The organism is Alicyclobacillus dauci (genome assembly GCF_026651605.1).
GTDB lineage: Bacteria > Bacillota > Bacilli > Alicyclobacillales > Alicyclobacillaceae > Alicyclobacillus > Alicyclobacillus dauci.
In genome coordinates this window covers 2,507,641-2,529,409 of record NZ_CP104064.1, presented here as the reverse complement: position 1 = coordinate 2,529,409, position 21,769 = coordinate 2,507,641, and the positions used below count along the sequence as shown (strand labels likewise).

Sequence of the window (21,769 nt, the reverse complement as noted above, 5' to 3'; positions counted from 1 at the left end):
TATGGCCATCGGTGAAAGTGTCAAGCGACTAGAGGACCCGCGTCTTCTTACAGGCATGGGGTGTTATGCGGGAGACGTCGTGCTCCCGGAGCAGTGCGAGGCTGTCCTTGTTCGTAGTCGTCATGCGTACGCGAGAATCACCGGCATTGATGTTGAGGGTGCTCGCCGTCTTCCTGGGGTTGTCTGTGTACTTACGGCCAAGGATTTGCCTGACGACTTGCTGCCAATTCCGATGCGCTTATCTCCAGAAAAATCACTCGAATACGCCTTGCAGTACCCCTTGGCAAAGGATGTTGTCCGATACGTCGGTGATCCAATTGCGGTAGTCGTCGCAGAAAACCGCTATATCGCTGAGGATGCGGCGGATCGAGTGACGGTACAATATGAGACGCTCCAGGCCATCACAAGTGTCGATAGCGCACTTGCCTCATCCTCGTCTGTACTACACGAGCGGATTGGGCGTAATGACCTGTTTCGGATTCATTCCACGAAGGGTGACATCCATAAGGTGCTATCCTCCTGTGAATACGTATTTGAGGAAGATTTTTATGTGCAGCGCCATTCCGGAATTCCCCTCGAAACAAGAGGAATTATCTCGGTGCCTGGTCCAGATGGGCAACTGCTCATTTATGGTGCAGCCAAGGTTGTTCATTTCAATCGCTCAGTCCTCGCGAAACTACTGAATAAATCGGAAGCGGATATTCGCATGATCGAGCTTGACGTTGGCGGAGGATTCGGTGTTCGTGGCGAGTTCTACCCTGAAGACTACCTCGTCCCGTATGTCTCCCTCCAAGTCGGCAGGCCGGTACGGTGGATTGAGGACCGGTTAGAGCACTTGCAAGCGATCAATCATTCACGCGAACAGAAACACAAACTCACCATTGGCTATGACAAGACAGGGCGAATACACGCGCTTCGGGATGAAATCTTTGTCGACATGGGGGCATACATTCGCACGCATGGCGTCACCGTTCCCGAGTTAACTCAAGGCATGCTGCCCGGCCCCTACGACATTTCTGCAATTGAACTCGTGACCCATGTTGTCGCCACTAACAAGACCCCTACTGGGACGTACCGTGGTCCCGGGAGATTTGAGAGCACGTTCGTTCGAGAGCGAGCTATCGATTGTATTGCACAGAGGCTGAACATCGACCCGGCGGCTGTGAGGGAGCGAAATCTCATCCGACCCGACCAGATGCCCTACAGCAATGGAATTTTAGCCCTGGGACAGGAGATTGAGTTCGACAGCGGCGATTATCCGCAACTGCTGGACCGCGCTCGAGAGAAGCTGGATTGGGATGGCTTTTCGGATCGCAAACGCGAATCTGAACAGTCAGGTCGTTTGCGGGGCCATGGGTTAGCCATGTTTGTTGAAAAGTCAGGCTACGGTCCGTGGGAGTTTGCGGAGGTCAGTCTGTCACCGGACGGCAAATTTTATTGTAAATCCGGGTTGGCTGATGTCGGTCAAGGTGTAAAAACCATGTTAGCGCAAATTTGTGCGGATCAATTTAGCGTGCCATACAACGAAATTCGTGTTGTTCATGGGGACACGGATGTTGTGAAAAAAGGTAATGGTTCATTCGCCACACGCGGCACCGTGGTCGGCGGTAATGCGGCTTGGCACGCGGCGGGAGAACTAAAAGAGCAAATTCTCGACCAGGGATCGCGAATGGGTAACGTTAACCGTGATCGGCTGGAACTTGCGGATGGTTATCTGAGAGAGTCCGACACGAAGAAGCCGCTTATGTCTCTTCACGAACTTGCCACTAGGTGTGCGGAGCAAGGAATCGAGCTCAGGGCGGAACATACGTTTTCGGCCCCACACATGACGTACCCGTATGGAGTACACGCGGCGGAAGTTGAGATTGACAAGGAAACGGGTGCCGTAAACATTCTTAAGTACTACATTGCGTATGACATCGGCCGGGCTGTTAATCCAGAGACAATCCGTGGGCAACTTATGGGCGGTATGGCCCAGGGATTGGGCGGAACGTTTTACGAAGAACTTCGCTACGACGACTCCGGCCAGTTGTTGTCAGGAACCTTTATGGACTATCTCCTTCCAGGTGCGACGGAGGTACCGGAAGTAGAAATCGAAATTCTGGAAAACGCCCCGTCACGCTTCAATCCGCTGGGATTAAAAGGAGCCGGGGAAGGCGGTACCGTGGCAGTGGCCCCGGCTCTTGCCAACGCGATCGCCAATGCAATTGCCGGCGACGACGACGAGACGGTGCTCACATCACTTCCGCTCCGTACAGAAACGATTCGGACCATTTTGCGGCAAAAGGATACGAGACCTGCGGGGGTGGCGGAATGAAATACTTAGGTCAGCCGCTCAAACGTAGGATTGACCCCGGACTTTTAACTGGACGCGGGCAGTACATTGCTGACTTGGATTTACCGGGTACCCTGAGTGCAGCATTTCTTCGAAGTCCCCATGCACATGCAAGAATCCGGGACATTGATTTAGACCCGGCTCGAAACCTTCCCGGCGTAGTCGCGGTCTTTGGGCCAAAGGAAGGGGAGGAATTTCCGCCGCTGCCGCTGATTTTTCCACATCCGAATCTGACACCCAAGACACAGCGGCCTCTGCAATCCGTGGTTCATCATGTTGGCGAGCCTGTCGCGATGGTTGTTGCGGAGAACCGTTACATTGCGGAGGACGCCATAGACTTGATCAAGGTGGATTATGAGCCCTTTCCCGCTGTGTCTTTGCTAGAAGATGTGCGAAAACCGAATGCACCTCTGGCACATCTAGATTTAAAAACGAATCTGGCTGCTCATTTCAGCCAATCAATTGGGGATGCCTCTGTAGCCATGAAAGAGGCGCCAGTCGTAATCACGCAAAAGTTTGAGATTGGGCGCGTTAGTTGTTTACCCATAGAAACTAGGGGGCTGCTGGCGAACTGGAAACAAGGTGGCCTGGAACCGTCACTGGAAGTCTACGCAGCAACCCAAGGTCAGCATGAAATGCGTGGGATTTACGCGAGTTTGTTTGGGTTGTCGGAGCAGCAGGTTCATGTCATTGCACCAAATGTCGGCGGTGCCTTCGGTGCCAAAGCTCCGTTCTATACCGAAGACTATCTCGTCGCATTTGCTTCAAGGGAAGTTGGCGCTCCCGTTCGATGGATTGAAGACCGGATTGAGCATATGCAAAGCTGCATTCATGAAAGAGAACAGTTTCATGAGGCGACGCTTGGGGTCGATCTCGACGGAAAAATCATGGCAGTCACTGATTCCCTGTATGCGAATACTGGTGCCTACGTACCGTGGGGAATTATCGTGCCTCTGATGACATCGACACTCATCCCAGGTCCCTATAAAGTGCCGAACTATCGATGCGACGTGGAGGTTTACTACACAAACACCGTTCCTCATGCCCCCTTCCGCGGAGCCGGACGGCCGCAAGCGGCTTTAATCATGAATCGTTTGCTCGATCTCGCCGCAGATCGGCTCAATCTCGATCCGGTGGAAATTCGAAAGAAAAACTTGATTCACGCAGACGAATTTCCCTACAAGACAGGGCTTACCGCCCGTGACGGCAGTCCGCAGATATACGACAGCGGGGATTATAACAAGCTCGTTAACGAACTGGTCGACCTTGGTCATTACCAAGAATGGCGCGAGAAACAGGATGAATCGCGGAAGCGGAAATTTGATCGGCAAATTGGCATTGGCGTTGCTGTAGCGATTGAAAACACGGGTTATGGATCGTTTGAGGGGGCGACAGTACGAGTCGAGACGAACGGGGAAGTTTCGGTTTTCACTGGTGCGGCATCCCAGGGACAAAGCCATGAAACCACGCTCGCTCAAGTTGCAGCCGAGGTCCTGGACCTACCTCTCGACAGAATATCGGTCCGCGAAGGTGACACCCGACTGTTTCCGTATGGCACAGGCACATTTGCGAGCCGAATTGCCACGATTGCAGGGACTGCCGTGTACAAGGCGGCCTCTGGCATTAAAGACAAAGCCATCCAGATTGCGGCTCACGTGCTCGAAGTCCCTAAGGAGCGACTGGAATATCACGAAGGCATCGTCCGCGTTGTTGACGCCGTGGGGAAGGGGTCGAAGGAACTGACTCTCGGCCAAATTGCACAGCATGCTAGAGGACTCTTTCCCGGAACAACGATCACGTTAAACATACCACCGGCACTTGAGATTACAGAGTACTTTGCTCCCCAAGGGCAGGCTGTGACGTCTATGGCCGATATGGCCGTTGTAGAAGTCGACCCGGAGACATGTGAAATGCGGCTCTTAGGCTATGCGAGCGTCCATGACTGCGGTCGGATGCTGAACCGCATGATTGTCGAGGGACAAATTCGCGGCGGGATCGTGAACGGTATGGGTACCGCACTCTACGAGGAGATAGTTTACGACGCCCAGGGGCAACTTCTGACGAGTACATTGATGGACTATCTTGTTCCCTCAGCTTGTGAAGTACCAGATATTGCACTTTCACATGTCGAAACCTTGTCTCCACTGAACCCCCTAGGTGTCAAGGGGGCTGGGGAGAGCGGGGCCATCGCGGCTCCTGCAGCAATTCAATCGGCCGTTCAAGACGCATTACGGAACTGGCAAGTCAATGATGTGACTCGAATTCCAGTGAAACCCACGCGGATACGTGAACTGTTCAAACGTTCAAGTGTCAGATGATCTGCGCGGCTGGAGGTTCGACGCTGTAGTGGCGGTAAACGATAAACACGTGATTTGCTTTCTGGGATGCAACGCGCCGAAAGTCCGCATCAAGCACTCAAATACAAGAGACCGGAGGTAATTGATGATGGCGAACTTTAAACTCTACGAAGTGGCTCAGCGAATCCTAAGAGAGTCCGTCAAACTAGAGGCGGGCGAAACGGTTTGTATCGTATCCGACACAAACACCCAAGAAATTGGTGAAGTGTTCGCCTCATGTGTTACAGCGATGGGCTCGGAACCGACTCTTCTTGTAATTAACCCTAGTAAGACACATGGTGTCGAACCTCCGAAAACGGTCGCCGCTGCCATGAAAGTCGCGGATGTTGTGTTACAGCCAATTACTTATGCCATCACCCACACGGATGCGACGAAAGCAGCACTCGAAGCGGGAGCGCGCGTACTGGTCATGCGCGGAGTGACGACCGACGTCATGATTAACGGGGCCGTTGGCGCGGACTATCAGGAAATTGACCGCGTTTCTGAACTGGTCAGACAAAAAATGACTGAAGGCCGTCAAGTCCGTGTTATATCTCCTTCAGGAACCGATATCACGCTAAGTATTGCGGGACGCGCTGCCCTTACATTGACGGGTATCGTTAAAGGACCAGGAACTTTCGCTGCCATGCCGGATGGCGAATCTGCCATTGCCCCAGTTGAAGGTACAGCCAATGGGACGATTGTAGTCGATCATACAATGGATGGTATCGGACTCGTGGACTCTCCAATCTACTTAAAAGTCGAGCAGGGAAGAGTTACGTCGATTGAGGGGGGACGTTCTGCTGAACGGCTACGTACCTTAATAAACGAAGCGGATGAGGGAGCAACAAATATCGCAGAGTTCGCGATTGGCACGAATCCGAAAGCGCGTTTAGTAGGAAATATGGCAGAGGACAAGAAAAAGGAAGGCTCTGTCCATATCGCTATTGGTGACAGTCATGTCATTGGCGGTACAGTAGTGAGCTCCGTTCATCTGGATGGCCTCCTGCTATCGCCAACAGTGTGGATCGACAACGAGTGTGTAATTGATGAGGGTAGGCTGCTTGTGAAGTAGAGAATGTTCATATACTGGAGACCTATTAAATAAGCCATTTCTTAGGCCCACGTTAGACGATTGGGGATACTTGACGCCCGTTCGGGCTGGCGCAACGTGAATTGATTTTGTCTACTCTTCAGTCTTTAACAAAGTACCATAAGAAAATGACTATCGTACGACAGGTCGAAGACCATATTCGACCTGTCGTATGGGAGTATCCAATGTTTATGTAACCTATGCTAATTTGAATTAAACTCTGATAGTCGCAGTGTCCGGACAGGAAGGAGGAGAGTGGTATGAAAGCCTTGCATGGGTGTACCGTGATCGATTTCACACGCGTATTGGCAGGACCGTTTTGTACGATGAACTTGGCTGATTTAGGGGCAGAAGTAATCAAAGTCGAGTCTGTGACGGGCGATGATACTCGCGCTTGGGGACCCCCGTTTGTAGGTACGGAAAGTGCCTATTATCTGTGTGCCAACCGAAACAAACGTTCCTTAGCGGTCGATTTAAAGGCATCGGATGTACGCCATGTGATCACTGCCCTAATTCAAAAGGCGGACGTTATCATTCACAATTTCAAGCCATCTTCACTTAAGGCACTTGGACTGGATTACGATCAAGTCCATTCCATCAACCCACGGGCTATTTATTGCGGAATATCCGGCTACGGACTGACCGACAATCGACCGGGCTACGACTATATTATCCAAGCTGTCAGTGGACTGATGAGTATTACGGGTCCTACGGATGGTGCACCGCATAAGGTAGGGGTCGCCGTTGTCGATTTGTTTACCGGTCTTTACGCAGCCGTTGGAATTTTGTCCGCGCTGCGTCAACGAGAGACAACCAATGTGGGTCAACAGATTGACATTGCACTCTATGACGCAGGCTTATCTATACTGGCGAACGTTGCAAGCAACGTACTAGTTGGTCGTCAAGAAGCTAAACGCTTTGGCAACGAGCACCCAAACATTGTGCCATATCAACTGTTTTCAACGGCAGACGGAGAAATTGTGATTACAGTTGGAAATGATCGCCAATACAATGATTTTTGTCACGCTCTAGGGTTTTCTGATCTTGCTCAAGATGAGCGATTTCAAACCAACGCGTTGCGGGTGACAAATAGGCGGGAACTATGCGCTTTATTGGAAGACAGGATACGATTTCTCTCAACTCAAGATGTGTTGACTAAGTTATCCGTAGTGGATGTTCCCTGTGGACCTGTTAACAGCGTTGCAGAGGCATTGGAGTCGCCTGATACGTACAAGCGAAACATGGTATGGCAGACTTACGATGCGTTTGGAAACGTTTTGAAGTTGGTTGGCAGTCCACTAAAACTCAGCGCTGCAAATCCTTCCTTACAATCGAGACCACCACGACTCGGTGAACATACACAAGAGATTTTAGAGGAACTTGGGATATCCGACTCACAAATTAAACATATGAAAATGAGAGGGGTTATCCATACATGCTAGATTTTTCCCTAAGCACAGAACAACTTGAACTTCAGTCGGTTGTTCGGAAATTTACTAAGGCTGAAATCCTGCCGTACATCAAACAATGGGATGAAGATCACCACTTTGATTTGGACGTTGTTAGCAAGTTGGCCCGGCTGGGTCTGATGGGTGTCTGCATACCGGAGCAATATGGGGGCGCCGGAATGGACTACAACTCTCTCGCGATTGTGTGCGAGGAACTCGAGTATGGAGATACTGCCTACCGGACAGCGGTATCAGTACACACCGGACTAAACAGTATGACACTGTTGCAGTGGGGTACTGAAGAACAGAAACAGGAATATCTGGTTCCACAGGCACAGGGGAAGAAGCTTGGAGCGTTTGGGTTGACTGAGCCGGACGCCGGATCGGATGCAGGGTCGTTGCGAACGCGAGCCATTCGGGATGGACACGACTACATTTTAAATGGGTCAAAAATCTGGATATCCCTTGCTGACCATGCTGACAACTTCCTGGTGTTCGCGACAGTAGACCCGGACAAAAAACATCGCGGGGTAACGGCCTTTATTGTAGAACGTGCTTTTCCAGGCGTCACTACACGACCCATTCGCGGTAAACTCGGCATCCATGGCGGAAATACGGGTGAAGTCATCCTGGAAAACGTACGCGTTCCGACCAAGAATCGTTTGGGTGAAGAAGGTGAAGGCTTCAAGATTGCCATGTCGGCGCTAGATAACGGTCGGTTTACAGTCGCAGCTGGCGCGATGGGTCTTACACGCGCTTCCCTTGATGCTTCCGTAAAGTACGCGCATGAGCGGAAGACATTTGGTGTGGAGATTGGAAGGCATCAATTGGTGCAACAAATGATAGCCAAAATGGAAGCGGGCTATCAAACTTCTCAACTGCTGGTGTTTAAGTCCGGGTGGCTCAAAAACCAGGGAATTCGCAATACACGCGAGACGTCACTAGCGAAGTGGATCGCTTCGGATATCGCGTTCAACAGTGCAAGTGACGCCATTCAGATTCACGGTGCCTATGGCTACTCAAATGAATATCCAGTGGAACGATTCATGCGAAATGCCAAAGCGTTGGTTATATATGAAGGAACTCGTGAGATCCACACGATTATGCAGGCGGAGTATGCACTCGGTTATCGACAGGATAAACAATTAAACAAAATGTTGCCTGAGTGGTCAGGATTTGACGAGTAACCTGGAGGAAAAATCTCTGTGGCGATGGATAAATCATGAGCCACGTATACGTTGACCCGCGAGCGACTATGACTAGACTAGAAGGGGAACGGAAATTTAGAACTGGCAAATTGGTGGGTTTGTCAACAACGGTCGTTTATTGCAGACAGTAGTTCAGTTGAGCTACCCAGACCAAAACCGACCATGCGGACGTACTGATTAGGCCTCTCTGCGTATACTCTAGGCGTGGATTAGACAGAGCTGCAAGCACTTTAACAGGACTTCATTAGTATTTGCCATTAGGGCCTACAGCCAGGAAGAATTCGTTGACGGGGCGTATGCAGTTGCTACGCCCATTCCCCACAAAGGAAAGCTAGTGGGCGGACTCGCAGTGGCAGCGCATATCGTCGTACTGAATGTTCATTATACGAATCGGTCCAAGTGATCCGACGTTGCAGCAGTGCGCTTTCGAAGGCCGTTCAGTTCTAGTATTGAACTGGAGTGTTATCCTATTACCAATCATTCATTACGGGATGATATGTAAACGAGCAATCCTGACGTGATGCGCTCTGTCTTTGAGAGCGTCCGTATAGACGTTGAGTAAATCGTAGACACCTGCGTGCAACTGGATAATCCGTAATGACGGATACAACGCCCTTGACACGCAAGCTTCCCATGAATCGTTGAGCAGCAGTCGATCATCATTCTTCTGATTCGAATAATTCTCTGAGCATACCCTGTCTGTTTAACAAGAATTGCTTCGTTATGAAGTAGTGCTCCGTTTCCTCATATCGAATGTGAGACAGAGGGCTGGTATCGAAATTGAAAATTTGACCGTTTGGATATCCAAGAAGGATGGGCGAGTGAGTCGCAATGATGAATTGGGCCTGCCCGCTCTGTTCGTGCTCCCAGATAACTCTCAGCAATGCCAGTTGGCGGGCGGGAGAAAGAGCTGCCTCCGGTTCGTCGAGAAGATAGAGAGCTTTACCACGTCCACGAAAGCGATGCGTAAACAGGGATAAGAACGATTCGCCGTGGGACTGCTGATGAAGTGATTTCCCGCCGTAAGCGGTGTATCCGGTCGGGCATTCACGCTCTAGCGTATCGATGTAACTCGCAAAATTGAAAAAGCTCTCGGCACGCAGAAAGAATCCCCTTGTCACTTTTGGTAGCCATGACAATCGAATGTGGTCATCGAGCGATGATTCGGTATTCGCTGTCGAAAATACATTGTATCGGCTACCGCCTTCAGCATTGAATCCGGCGCACTTTGCGATCGCTTCAAGTAATGTCGATTTCCCCGAACCATTCTCACCAACGAAAAAGGTAACAGGTCTTTCAAAGCGAATATTGGGTAGTCCCTGGAACACTGGAAGATTAAATGGATACCTAATAGAGTCTTGTGGCCAATCCGTAAACTGAATCTCCTTCAAGAACAAACGATCACCACATTTCTAAGTATTAAGAGACATTATATACAGACTTGCACCCAGATGTCTGGCTGTTCCGATACGAACAATTCATCGTTACTGTGACCCAGAACGTACGTTATCTTTCGAAGTAACAATAGGTCGCAATGAGAGGGGAGATGAAAGCACCACCGCTATATTTACTCGTCCGAAGGGAACAGACGATCAACCAGTTGTTCCAAAGTTTTCATAAATGCTACAGCGGCCTTGGGGTGGGATGATTGTGCTCAGTATCCCACTTGCATGTACGTTTGCATTTTTGACTTAGGAGTATACCAGTGCAGGTAGCGTCTCAACCTTTGTTGAGAAACCCTTTGGTCGATATGCGGGCGCACTCAGTGGCTGGTTCCATTTCATACTGCTTCAACCGGAGAGTTCATCGTACCAGTCATTGGTGGAATCAATGTGACATACATTTTTCATCTGAGAAACACTATTCCGTCGTCATTTCTGTAGTACTACTCCAAACTCCCACACCTCATTGATACAAATATAAGAATGTAATATATTACTCATATCAGCATGGCGAGGAGAGAGTACCGTGCCAATTCCACGAGGGTATTCAAGCCCTGAACGAGTATCTGCGAAGGAGCGAGCGTTCCTTCAGATTCAACACTGGATCGTCGATGGAACCTTACAACCGGGCGAGAAATTAAACGATGGTGAATTAGCTGAGGCACTAGGTGTCAGCAGAACGCCGATCCGCGAGGCCCTGCAGACGCTCGAATTGCAGGGCTTCGTGGAGATGCATCGAGGGCGTGATACGAGAGTAACCCGAATCACCAAGGATGATATCCATAAAATCTATCCTCCGTTGGCGTCTCTTCAATCCCTGGCGGCGGAACTGGCAACAGGGTTGGTTACAACGGAATTCCTCGAGCACCTCCGGCACATCAATGGGGCATTTGCGTCTTCGCTGGAGCGAAAAGCATCTTATCAAGCGATGGAGTGGGACGAGGAGTTTCATAACGCAATTGTTGAATGTACCGATAATGCATACATTTCGTCCTTTGTATCCACTCTGCAACTGCATGTGCGTCGCTTGAAGTACGTGTTCTTTCAGGATGCCATGTTGTCAACCAAGTCGGCACTTGAACACGATCAAATCATCATCGCTTTTGAACAGCGGGATTCCAACAAAGCTGCGGAAATTATGCGGAAAAATTGGTTGCGTCCTATGGGAGAACTGTGTGAGACTATCGCATAAAGCTGAGGAGGAAAATTGAGATCCTCCCATGGATTGCGACATTTTTGATAACTGGTTTTGTTACATAGCATTGGGGGCCTGCAGGATGGAATATACCATTCAAAATGCTGAGTTGGAGTCGCTACAGTCAACAGGTGCACGAAAGTCACCGGTTGTTACGTGGTGTCGACATGCGTGGAACTCACGATGGACAGCAGACATTTCCTTGCTCCTTGTCGCACTTATTTGGGGAACATCTTATGTTGCATCTAAAGATGTTGTATCAACAGTACCCGTTTTACAGTTCCTCTTCATCCGATTTTCTTTAACAACCATCCTTATGCTGCCACTGACAATCGGCGCCATTCGGAAGGCGGATCGCTCAACATGGGAAACAGGTGTTGTCTTTGGTCTATTCCTGTTGGCCATTTTTACGCTAGAAACGTTCGGCGTAGCGCATACTTCCGCGGCTAACGCTGGGTTCATTATTAGCTTGTTTGCAGTGATGGTCCCGTTGATTGACAGTATTGTGTATCGCAAACGGCCAAAGATCGCTTTGTTTGGAGCCGTGGTCTTATCTATACTTGGCACAGCATTACTGACCCTGCATGGGTTTCACGTTAACATCGGGGATTTTCTCGTCCTCGGAGCGGCACTCTGTCGAGCCATTCAGATGACGTTCACAAAGAAAATGACTGAAGGGAAGCGGATGGATTCCGGAGCAGTCACCACTATCCAGCTCGGCGTCGTTGCAATTGGATCCGGGATTGTAAGCATCTGTAAACACCCATCTCTGGTAAACCTAACGCCTTCATTTTGGCTCATTACTGGATACCTTGCAGTCTTTGCTACGATGTTTGCCTTTTTTGTTCAGCTCACCATGATTCGGAGAACTTCGCCAGCTCGAGTGGCGATACTCATGAGTAGTGAACCCATTTTTGCGGCGATCTGTTCCGTTTTGCTCCTGGGCGAGCACATTTCAGTCATGACCATGGTGGGGGGGATTTGTATCGTGATCGCCATGCTATGGGGGAGAAGGATTTCTTAACAAGTGTGTAGCTGGGGAGAGGGAATTTTGGAGCAGATAGAATCGAAACTGAACTTTGAAAATCGGTTGCAAACAAGCTCGTCCACCGTAAATAAGTCCACCACCGTAGCAGGAAAAAGATTTGAGCATTTTAAAGGACTTTCGATGGTTCTGCTGGGGGCTGTACTGTGGGGCGTATCGGGCACTGCTGCTCAAGTGTTGTTTCAACGCTATGGATTTAATCCTGGCTGGCTCGTCATGGTTCGTATGAGCAGCGCTGGGGTGTTACTTTTAGCGGGTATTTCAATTAGATTGGGACTTACCCATATATTTGAGGTGTGGAAATATAGAAGAGATTCATTGAAATTGATTCTTTTTGGGATAGTGGGCTTGCTCGGCGTCCAATATTCATATTTTGCATCGATTCGGTATGGCAATGCCGCCACGGGAACGATGCTTCAGTATATGGGTCCAATATTTATTACGACGTATGTGACGTTACGAAACCGCAGAATGCCGAGCACCATGCAGATTGTGGCTGTTTTATTGGCGCTTATTGGCGCCTTCCTTCTAGTGACAGATGGCAATTTGCGTGCTTTCACTGTGTCGCCCTTAGCTGTATTTTGGGGAATGATTTCGGCTCTGACCCTCGCATTCTACTCTCTGTACCCTCAGAGCCTATTGCACAGGTACGGTTCCGCAACGATTACAGGTTGGGGGATGCTCATTGGTGGGGTTGCAATGGGTGTCATCAATCCACCGTGGCAATTTTCCGGTCACGGCTCGTTAGGTACATGGGGTCTCGTAAGCTTTGTCGTTTTGTTCGGAACACTCATCGCATTTTACGTTTACATTGCCAGCCTCAAATACATTTCAGCCTCCGAAGCAAGCGTCTTATCGTGTGGTGAACCACTATCCGCGACAATTATCGCTGTGGCATTTTTGAATTTGAAAATGGGGTTGCCTGCAATGCTTGGAGGGCTGTGTATTATTGTGACGGTGACCATCTTGGCCCGCAAAGGTTCCTCAGACTGACGGCTTAGCTGTCTGGATGCACCGTATCCGACTGACGGATGAATGATATCCGAATTAACGTCCGATAATATATATTATGTTAACTGTTAAAGCTCATGTTTAACCAAATGTTTGATATCAATAAGCAAAAACATGAGCCGTTCCACGTTCTCTATGGCATCTTGTGAGATAAAAAACAACGGGCCGGTTCCTAGAAACCTTCCGTTGTTCTTATAACTTATTTGCCGGTATACAACGACTTCCTTGTTTGCGCCTTATTGCATTAAAGCCCCCATATGTGCAATAAGCACTCTTCGACATTTTTAAATAGATGTAATAGTCCTTCGGTTTCACGCATATCGGGAATGAAAGCCTCCTTGAACTATCCATGTCTATTATTTCCCATTGGTTATTTCTCAGTTTTTTACAAATCATTAACGGAAGACAGGTGTATCTTTTACAGAACAATCATATTTCCTTTATAGAACAAGCCTATTCTAGATCTTGTAATTTAAAATCCCAATCGAGAGGAATTGACGACGAATGAAAATGAAAAAGGCGCTCTATTCACTCTCCGCCATTGCCACTGCAACGCTCTGCCTTGCAACAGCAGTTAATCCTGCGTACGCGTCTTCTGCCAGCAGTGAACAGAATGCACAAAAACAAAATTCCAAAAATCCATTCCAGCACGTGTATGTGATTATGATGGAAAATCACGGAAATGCGGATATTATTGGCAACCCATTGATGCCAAACATGAACTCGTTGATTAACAACTACGGATTCGATGACAATTACTATGGTGTGACGCATCCAAGTCTCCCCAACTACGCCGCGTTAATCAGTGGTAGCAACTGGAATACTTACGACGATAACTCGAGTGATCGATTCGATGTGCCAAACCTCGTGGATCAACTAGAATCGAAAAACCTGACCTGGAAGGGTTATATGGAAAGCATGCCTTCCGTTGGATACACCGGTACGGGTTCGGGTAGTCTGTATGCGATTAGGCACAATCCGTTTATGTTGATGACAGACATCGCGGGTAATCCTGCTCGATTGCAAAACATTATGCCGTTCACCCAGTTCCAACAAGATTTAAACAATAACACCGTGCCGAATTTCTCCTTCATCACGCCAAATCTGATCAATGACATGCACGGAGTTAGTGGCTCCACTGATCAACAACTGTACCAAGCTGGTGACAAGTTTGTACAAGATACTGTCCAAGAAATCATGTCATCGAAGAGCTGGAAAACCAGTAAATCAGTGATTTACATCACTTTTGACGAAGGAGATGATTCGGGGGAGGGTCCAGCTGCACCGGGTCCGAATGCAAAGTATCCTGGCGGAGGTAACACTCCACTCATTATGATTGACAACACCTATCTGCATCCGTTTACCATCCACACTTGGGCTGACCATTACTCACTGCTTCGAACCATAGAACAAAACTGGGGTCTCAGCTTTTTGGCAAACGCTGCAAATCCACAAGTTACCACCTTGCCGGTTCCTGGAGAACCTAAGCTTAACCAAGACAACAATCAAAACAACAACTAAGACACCAATTACAGCAAAGGAAAGAAAGTAACCAAGTGTTATAGGGTATTGAGTCTCACAATCGGGTCACCCACTGGCTAGGTTTAATAGTTCATTGGGTGACCCTTTGTGTTAGAGGTTTAATAATTTCGAATCGGTTTGAATTCCTGCCCTTGTGCTGTATAGAGTCAGTGGAAAGGTCGATGCTGAAGAGTACACTTCATGTAACAGCCTGTTGTTTTCTTCACCCCAATATCCAGGTTTCTCATAGGTGCTCATCCTTAGGTTTTCACCACCGGATGCCTGCTAGCTACGAGTCGGCTTAGTCCCTACCTCGGTTGGACTTCCATCAACAAGTTGTGCTCAACTTAGCTGGGCGCACTGTTCAGCATAACTGCCCTTTAGCTGAATAAGAATCCAGTTCACTTTTTCATTAATTTAGGAAAGGAGTACAATCCTAAAGCAACCCCTAAAGCGACTGAAAATGCGGTTAAAACGTCTAAATGGTGTTTGAAAATAGCGTTAATAATTAGCCCACCAATAAAAAGAACCAAAAAGTATATTACAAAACTCAACATCCTGCGTTTCAAATGCTTTCCTCCACGCGTCTTAATATGTCGTTATTTTGCCCGTTAGTCCCGCAAGCCTTGTTCTGTATTAGCCCCCTTAAGCGACAGAACGGTTCATACCCCGAGATACCTAATTCATTTCTGATTAAGTGCTTTATATGCCCTACCCTCATCTTCAGGTTTCACATAAAAGTTGTATTCTGTATGATTATTCAGGTTACTCCATTGGGAACCAAGAAACTCATTACTTCGTTTACTTTTAAGAACGTAAGGAACGCCCTCCGCATCCAATTTGTTCATAACAGCCATGTAATCAGCTTCATTAAAGGTTGAGAAAATCAACGTTTTTTTCACGAAAAGTGATTTAAACCATCCCAAGCCCCTTCACTCCATTTCACACAGGAATTAAATTACTTTCCTAAATTTAATAGCCATGGTATTGCCCTTTAGTACAATAAGGCAGCCCATTCCAGAAATCATTTACTCAAGGAAACGGGTTTTCGGTGTCCAGAGGAAATCAACGAGATGGCTTCCCCATCCACAGTACTGGTGTGGCAGCGCGCATATAGGGCCGGGTACCCTCGAACGACAGACCTACTGCTTCCAGAAGCTTGATATTGCCAGTTGACGCGGCATCTAACAACATGGTGGCTCGTAAGCGGCGTAAAGACTGTCCACAATTTGAGAGGATTTTAAATATAACCCTTGCTTCGAGGGGCTTTTTGGTTTTATAAGATTCTCTTGAGACGATAAGGTACTCAACGTCAGCGCCTTTACACAGTTGCTCACGCCACAAGAGATACCTTTCCAGAACAGGACATACAACAGGGTTGAGGACGATGTTAGTTGGACGTCCCTCAATGTGGATTGTTATCTCATTGATGAACGCTTCCAATTTGAGAAATCTAATTTCTTCGGCTGAGCATCCATAGATAAGGGCCAAGATTCCAATAATTGCTTCTCTCGGATCACATTCATCAGACATCCATCGTTTAACTAACTCTTCTTGTTCTGCAATTGTAAGAGGGGCTGTGAGCTGATAATAATGTTGGACTTCAATGTCTTTACATGGATTTGCGAAAATGAGGCGTTGTTTATATGCCCATGTAAACAGTGAGTTCAGTTCCCTGAATCGTGTATAGACGTACTTCTGGGCACCCCCACCTGATTTCAAATATTGTAAATAGTGAACGATACAGTCTTGGTCAATTTGTCGAATGTCTTTGATATTCAGAGTATTATGTACGAAGTCAAAGAAGTATTTAAATGCAAATGCCAACTGGTATCTGGTCCAGTGTTTCATTTTCCGTCGCGATTTTAGAACCTCAAGATACCTCTGAACAGTTCCTTGGAAACATTCGGGTATCTCTAATACCTTGTTCTTGATTTTCAGTTCCTCAATTTCATCTCTAAGGTTAGACCGTTGTTCAATAAATTTAACAAAATGGTACATAGCAGTCTTCTTCTGAACGGACAGGTGTTGCCGGAAAGCTTCTAATTCTGCTACATCATCAATACTCCATTGCAATTTGGCCGAGATATCGCCACTCTCAAGGAATTGGTAGACGTACTTCGTACGTGTTGCAATCTCACGCTTCTGATCACCGTATGCCGAATCGAGATAGTCCATGAAATCCCGCATGAGGATGGACGATGGAGAATTATCGAGAGAAAACTTCTCCTTAAACTCGACATATCTTTGTTCCATGTATTTGTCTGTTTCACAGGTACGACAAAGCCGCCGTTTGTCCCTAGCCGGCCTCTCCCCACATACGATACACAGCTTCATAAACATCACATCCCGTCAGTTAAGATCTTAGAAATCCTCATCAGGAAACAGGCTGTCTACTTTATTGGTGTCTTTTTTTGATCGTGCATATGGACGAATCGGACCTTCCCCCACCGCTTGTATCCCTTTCGATTTTGTTGCGGATGGGTGATACTCAATTAAATCCATCGGTGTGCAATCCAGAGCTACGCATATCGCTTCCAGCGTTTGAAATCTGATGGCCTTGGGTTCCTGCTTAATGAGCTGCATAACTGCAGTATGAGATATGATGATCCCGGCCCGTTGTTCAAGTCTGTCAAGTAATTCCTGCCCAGTCCAAACACCTTTAGATGCCATTACTTCTCTTAACTTCCATTTAATCATCGGGGGAATCCACCCCTAAGGAGCTTAGCCTTGCATTCGCCCACCGCTCCAGGCTGTCTTGCAAGAACTTCTGGCTCGGTCGTATATATCTTTGTGTCGTCGCAAGGTGTTCATGTCCTAACATTCGCCGTATAATCTCCAGCTTTGTTGGATCATCTTCAAAGTGATGAGTAGCAAAGGCGCGGCGAAGGTCATGGCAAGTAAAGCGTGGGACTACTACACCGTGACCGTTGGCCTCATCGATTAAATCCTGTAACCGACGTTTGATAGTTGCAGAACTTATTCGACTACCACGCTCAGACAGGAAGAGTGCCTCTGATCTATCCGAGTTAAGGAAGTGAGGCCGCACTCGTGTCAAATAGATCTTTAGGATCTCAGCCACTCCATGCAACACGATTGGAACCCACCGTTCTCTCTTCCCTGAACCGCGGGAACCCTTACCGAAACGAACATGGATAACACCCTGTTCAAAATTGACGTCCGATATATCTAGCATTCGGCATTCGTCTTGGCGTATTCCCGTATGGTACATCAAACTAAACATCGCGTAATCTCTGTGCATAATAACAGGTTTTACGGATCTTTCGGCTGTCTGGCGAATGAAACGAAACAGAGTTCGTAAATGATCTCGGCTAGGAAGTGCGGAGCGGACAGTTGTATCGTCTGAGGAATGAATCGGCATGAACCATTTATCCACTGGTTGAGACAACTTCACACCATACTTCCAGTCAATGCGTTGCTGAATCTTACCGGAAGCCCGTTCCAATGGCGTCATTGGAATTTCGGGGTGTGAAAGAAGAAACGCATAAAAATTAGAAATAGTATTGATATAACCTCTTCTGGTCCGAACCGAGACACCTGTGTCAATCAAGACTTCCTGGTATTCGTTAACATCATCTGCCTGAACTTCCCAGCAAAATCTTCCAGTTACGTCGAAAAATTTAGATAACATTTGTCTTGATCTTATGATGGTTCCGGATGCATGATTTCGGAGCTTCTTTGAGACCAGGTAGTTTTCTACCATCCTATTGTGGTCTTCTCTCATTTCCGCATAAGTGTTATTCGAGGCGGATGAAGCGGAGGTAGTGTCATATGTACCATTAACGATTATGCCGAGATGATTTGATACACGAGCCAACTCTCTCACCCACTGTCTATCAAACTTTTGATTTTATAATACAATCAAAAGTTGCATAGATCAACAGACTGCTGATATGGTGGCCTATCTATTGTGACTTTTATCTTAAAGAAACATTAGCCGAATCCAATAATTTGAATTTGCGTGTTAGGGGGTTGTACTGCTGGATGAACAGTGTGGTACTCATCAATACCACTCTAGCTGTGGATGACCACCAGTCGTAAACATTATTTCACTTCGACCTTCTCCTAAAGCTGGCCAATTTTTGCACTTTGCCATCTAGACGGTTGTCCACTAAGGCTTAAGCGAAGATTTTACCTCATTTATTTCCTTCGATAAATCCGAGACCATACCGTTGGTTTTTCCAACGATACGAATTAGGTCTGACACCATCGTTTCCATGCGGTCGAACTTTTCGGTTATCGTTTTTTCAAACTGCTCAAAACGTGAATCCACGTACTATTAACTCCCATAATAATACATCCCACATGTCTCAAGCAACGTTCAATACGACAGTGAATTACTTTTGAGAATACAAGTCTTGGACGTTGAGTTAACATTACGCAATGGGCCTAAGACAGGAGATTAAACTAGATTGCGTTGTTGATTTATCTAGAACGAATACGGTTAAAGCATAGCTAGATCTACCAGTTGGTCTTTACGTGAGTCATTCTGGACTAAGTTATAATGTACCATTTTATGTATCCTTTTCGATGCTCAATTCGAACACAAAAAAAGGGGCATAATGCTAAAGTATCCAGATCGTAAGAGACTACCGAGGGAGTCTCAGCTTGCTTTCCTCCAACTGTCAGCCCTTGGGTCGATCCCCTACCATCTACGTTTACTTTGGTTGACATCATGCCCCACCGCACATTTTCAAGTCTAGCAGCCATCTAGACCGTCATAAATACCCGGACGATTAACAAACGTGATCACGTATTTTGAGTTCGACGCGGTTTCTGGACCTATCGAATTCCTGAATCATTACATATCTGCCTATCTCGTTTCACGTAGCTATGTTTCCGAAAGGTCGTTCCATCGGGCTTTGAGTTACAGTTTAACCAAGGGCTTAAGGACTTCCCCTTTTGTAAAGCTCATGAATGCCTTTTGTAGCTGATCCAGAGAGACTACAGTGTCTGTAAATGGAGTAAAAATATCGCGTTTGGTTAGTAACAGATTAACATTATCGGAAAACTCGTTTATGGGAAAGTAGAACGAGCGAATGTAGTAACAATCTTTGCGGCGCAACGTAGGCGACGGAGTAATTGTCCACGGATCGTTACTTTCGCCCAAAAACACAACGCTTCCTCCAGGTTCTACTGTTTCCATCGCGTGATTACGGGCTGTATGATTGCCACTGGCTTCGATTATCAATGGAAACTCTACTTCCTCTTCACTACCTTCAAAACATGAAGCACCAAATTCGAGTGCCATATTGATTCTTGACTCGGCTGGGTCGGTCACGTAAATGGATTCAAACCCCATTGCCTGCAACACGAGAATGCTACCTAACCCGAGTGGACCACAACCTTGGACAAGAACTGCTGAAGTACTGTTAATGATTCGATTGTTCCTAGTTGCCAAACGAATCCCATGAGCTGCCGTTCCGATTGTATCGAGCAACAACACGGCTTCCTTTAAATCCAATGAATCAGGAACCTGCAAGAAATTCGCTCTGGGAACCTTTACAAATTCCGCAAATCCCCCGTCCAACTGCCAGCCAATAAGTCCTGTCGTGTTCTTGCATCGGTTGGTATAACCCGTGGCGCAGTGATGGCACTTCCCGCAAAACAAGGGTATATAGATTACACCCCGTGCACCCTTTTCTACATCGGTACAGCTACCAATATCATGCACAGTTCCTGCAATTTCGTGTCCAGGAATCACGGAATGACCGTCTCTAAATATTCTCTTGTCAGAACCGCAAAGTCCACAGTATCTTACACGGACAATGATTTCATCACTTTCGAGTTCTGGCATTGGGGCGTCAGGGATGATTTCAATCTGCCCTTGTCCGGTGAACCGAGCACACTTCATTCTACCAACCCCTCATTGGATTAATATGTTACAATCACTTTCATTCGAAAAAGTATCTATTCCGCAATGTAAGCAGCAGTCAAATAATTGTCTGTACGTTAATCATTTAATTAGTGGTTCTAACCAGTCATAATAAGATCTATCTACTCCAAAATCATCATTTATCAATGACAGTGGCATGCATCGTTCCATGCCCGCGACATTACCTAACGCTGTTATCGTGTACCCCACATGGTAATCTGTGTCTTCAATACGTTCGAGGGCCACCATTACACCGCTCATCCCCCTATGAAGTAATTCACCCGCAAATTCACCCACTTTGCATGCTTCATCATAGTCAAGAGAAGAACTCCCTAGTCTCGAACATCTCTGTAAAATACCAAGAGTTTCATCACGGACAACGAGTCCTGTTTCTTGACGCAATATTTTGGCTAACTTTCCAGCAACCCGACCGGGGACCATGGGACCACTCTCCCCGAGCATTATCCCCCCGGTAATAGTTCCACACGTACTTTTGGCCCCTTCACCGATCACGATAGTTGCCATTCCATCTTCCCGTACATTCTCTTGAACTCTAGCGATACATTTACGTAAATCAAATGGCCTTTCAGGAAGTAAAAGAATGGTAGAACGCGCCGAATCGTCAAAGAAAGCTCCCGTTGCGGTTAGCCATCCAACGTTTCGTCCCATCGCTTCAATCACCCGCACGTGTTCAAACCCTTGCATGGAACGTAAGTCCAGTCTAATATCAGCAACCGCGTACGATACGAACTTTGCAGCACTTGGGAATCCAGGAGAGTGATCAATCCCCTGAATATCGTTGTCCACCGTTTTGGGAGCACCAATGATTGACAGAGGCAGACCCCTGTCCGTACACAGGCTGTTTAACTGACCAGCAACCCACATTGTTCCATTTCCACCAATAAGAACTACTGCATCCGCGTGGAATTCCATCAATTTCTCTAAGCACTTTTCTATTCGCTCAGGCGACGCTTCGGTTCTCCCGGATTTTAACATAGCCCCAGGTAAGTACCTGCTGTTTAGAACCGAATCACTAATTTCCATAAATATACCCTCAGATAATCCATGCATTCCGCTAATGGAACCATATAACTCCCAACCGTACTTATGCACTGAAGTATATAATCCGACTAGAGTGCTGTTGATGACTGCGGTTGGACCTCCGAGTTGTGCTGCGACAATGCGCTTTCTCACGAAGTGTACCTCCTCTCTTCTTGGAACTATCGAGTGTTTTTCCCT

18 protein-coding genes are annotated in these 21,769 nt (G+C 47.3%); 9 read left to right on the top strand and 9 right to left on the bottom strand.

Annotated features, from left to right (window positions below):
- Position 1: 1 nt before the first annotated feature.
- The 5 genes from NZD86_RS12875 to NZD86_RS12855 all read left to right on the top strand — a co-directional run bounded on the left by NZD86_RS12875 (position 2) and on the right by NZD86_RS12855 (position 8,399).
- Positions 2–2,317 carry a xanthine dehydrogenase family protein molybdopterin-binding subunit gene (locus tag NZD86_RS12875; RefSeq protein WP_268042214.1) on the top strand — a complete coding sequence of 772 codons (2,316 nt, stop codon included), beginning with the start codon at positions 2–4 and terminating at the stop codon, positions 2,315–2,317.
- Positions 2,314–4,653, top strand: coding sequence for a xanthine dehydrogenase family protein molybdopterin-binding subunit (locus tag NZD86_RS12870; RefSeq protein ID WP_268042211.1), 2,340 nt, complete (start codon positions 2,314–2,316; stop codon positions 4,651–4,653). Before NZD86_RS12875 ends, NZD86_RS12870 begins: the two co-directional genes overlap by 4 nt.
- Before the next feature lie 127 nt (positions 4,654–4,780).
- Positions 4,781–5,746 (top strand): aminopeptidase, encoded by a 966-nt coding sequence (locus NZD86_RS12865; protein ID WP_268042209.1) that lies wholly within the window; start codon positions 4,781–4,783, stop codon positions 5,744–5,746.
- A 278-nt stretch (positions 5,747–6,024) separates the two neighbouring features.
- The gene (locus NZD86_RS12860; RefSeq protein ID WP_268042207.1) at positions 6,025–7,206 is read left to right on the top strand and encodes a CaiB/BaiF CoA transferase family protein; all 1,182 of its coding nucleotides are present in this window, start codon (positions 6,025–6,027) and stop codon (positions 7,204–7,206) included.
- On the top strand, positions 7,200–8,399 hold the full coding sequence (locus NZD86_RS12855) for an acyl-CoA dehydrogenase family protein (RefSeq protein WP_268042203.1): 1,200 nt from the start codon (positions 7,200–7,202) through the stop codon (positions 8,397–8,399). The genes NZD86_RS12860 and NZD86_RS12855 overlap by 7 nt, the downstream gene beginning before the upstream one ends.
- 505 nt (positions 8,400–8,904) lie before the next feature.
- On the opposite strand, the gene NZD86_RS12850 is transcribed toward NZD86_RS12855, so the two are convergent.
- Positions 8,905–9,042: a hypothetical protein gene (locus tag NZD86_RS12850; protein WP_268042201.1), complete on the bottom strand. Its 138-nt coding sequence runs from the start codon at positions 9,040–9,042 to the stop codon at positions 8,905–8,907.
- 37 nt (positions 9,043–9,079) lie between these two features.
- Entirely contained in the window at positions 9,080–9,817 is a 738-nt protein-coding gene (locus NZD86_RS12845; RefSeq protein WP_407655161.1) for an AAA family ATPase, read from the bottom strand.
- A 571-nt stretch (positions 9,818–10,388) separates the two neighbouring features.
- Between NZD86_RS12845 and NZD86_RS12840 the strand changes: the two genes are divergently transcribed.
- From NZD86_RS12840 to NZD86_RS12825, 4 genes are all read left to right on the top strand, one after another.
- A complete protein-coding gene (locus NZD86_RS12840) occupies positions 10,389–11,054 on the top strand; it encodes a GntR family transcriptional regulator (protein ID WP_268042197.1) in 666 nt (221 codons plus the stop codon).
- 85 nt (positions 11,055–11,139) lie between these two features.
- Positions 11,140–12,081, top strand: a complete 942-nt coding sequence (locus NZD86_RS12835; protein ID WP_268042195.1) for a DMT family transporter — start codon at positions 11,140–11,142, stop codon at positions 12,079–12,081.
- A 27-nt stretch (positions 12,082–12,108) separates the two neighbouring features.
- Positions 12,109–13,095, top strand: a complete 987-nt coding sequence (locus NZD86_RS12830; protein ID WP_326492563.1) for a DMT family transporter — start codon at positions 12,109–12,111, stop codon at positions 13,093–13,095.
- A 522-nt stretch (positions 13,096–13,617) separates the two neighbouring features.
- Complete coding sequence (locus NZD86_RS12825; protein WP_268042193.1) at positions 13,618–14,634, top strand: alkaline phosphatase family protein; 1,017 nt, start codon at positions 13,618–13,620, stop codon at positions 14,632–14,634.
- Between the two features lie 401 nt (positions 14,635–15,035).
- Here NZD86_RS12825 and NZD86_RS12820 read toward each other — a convergent pair whose 3' ends face one another.
- From NZD86_RS12820 to NZD86_RS12790, 7 genes are all read right to left on the bottom strand, one after another.
- Complete coding sequence (locus NZD86_RS12820) at positions 15,036–15,203, bottom strand: hypothetical protein (protein WP_268042191.1); 168 nt, start codon at positions 15,201–15,203, stop codon at positions 15,036–15,038.
- A gap of 114 nt (positions 15,204–15,317) precedes the next feature.
- Positions 15,318–15,536, bottom strand: a complete 219-nt coding sequence (locus tag NZD86_RS12815) for a hypothetical protein (RefSeq protein WP_268042189.1) — start codon at positions 15,534–15,536, stop codon at positions 15,318–15,320.
- Positions 15,537–15,699: 163 nt separating this feature from the next.
- Complete coding sequence (locus NZD86_RS12810) at positions 15,700–16,890, bottom strand: tyrosine-type recombinase/integrase (protein ID WP_268042183.1); 1,191 nt, start codon at positions 16,888–16,890, stop codon at positions 15,700–15,702.
- Positions 16,891–16,998: 108 nt separating this feature from the next.
- Positions 16,999–17,334, bottom strand: a complete 336-nt coding sequence (locus tag NZD86_RS12805; RefSeq protein ID WP_268042179.1) for a helix-turn-helix domain-containing protein — start codon at positions 17,332–17,334, stop codon at positions 16,999–17,001.
- Positions 17,327–18,286, bottom strand: a complete 960-nt coding sequence (locus NZD86_RS12800) for a tyrosine-type recombinase/integrase (protein ID WP_268042177.1) — start codon at positions 18,284–18,286, stop codon at positions 17,327–17,329. Before NZD86_RS12800 ends, NZD86_RS12805 begins: the two co-directional genes overlap by 8 nt.
- A 1,236-nt stretch (positions 18,287–19,522) precedes the next feature.
- Complete coding sequence (locus tag NZD86_RS12795; protein ID WP_268042175.1) at positions 19,523–20,509, bottom strand: alcohol dehydrogenase catalytic domain-containing protein; 987 nt, start codon at positions 20,507–20,509, stop codon at positions 19,523–19,525.
- 102 nt (positions 20,510–20,611) lie between these two features.
- Positions 20,612–21,724, bottom strand: coding sequence for a diphosphate--fructose-6-phosphate 1-phosphotransferase (locus NZD86_RS12790; RefSeq protein ID WP_268042173.1), 1,113 nt, complete (start codon positions 21,722–21,724; stop codon positions 20,612–20,614).
- Positions 21,725–21,769 lie beyond the last annotated feature (45 nt).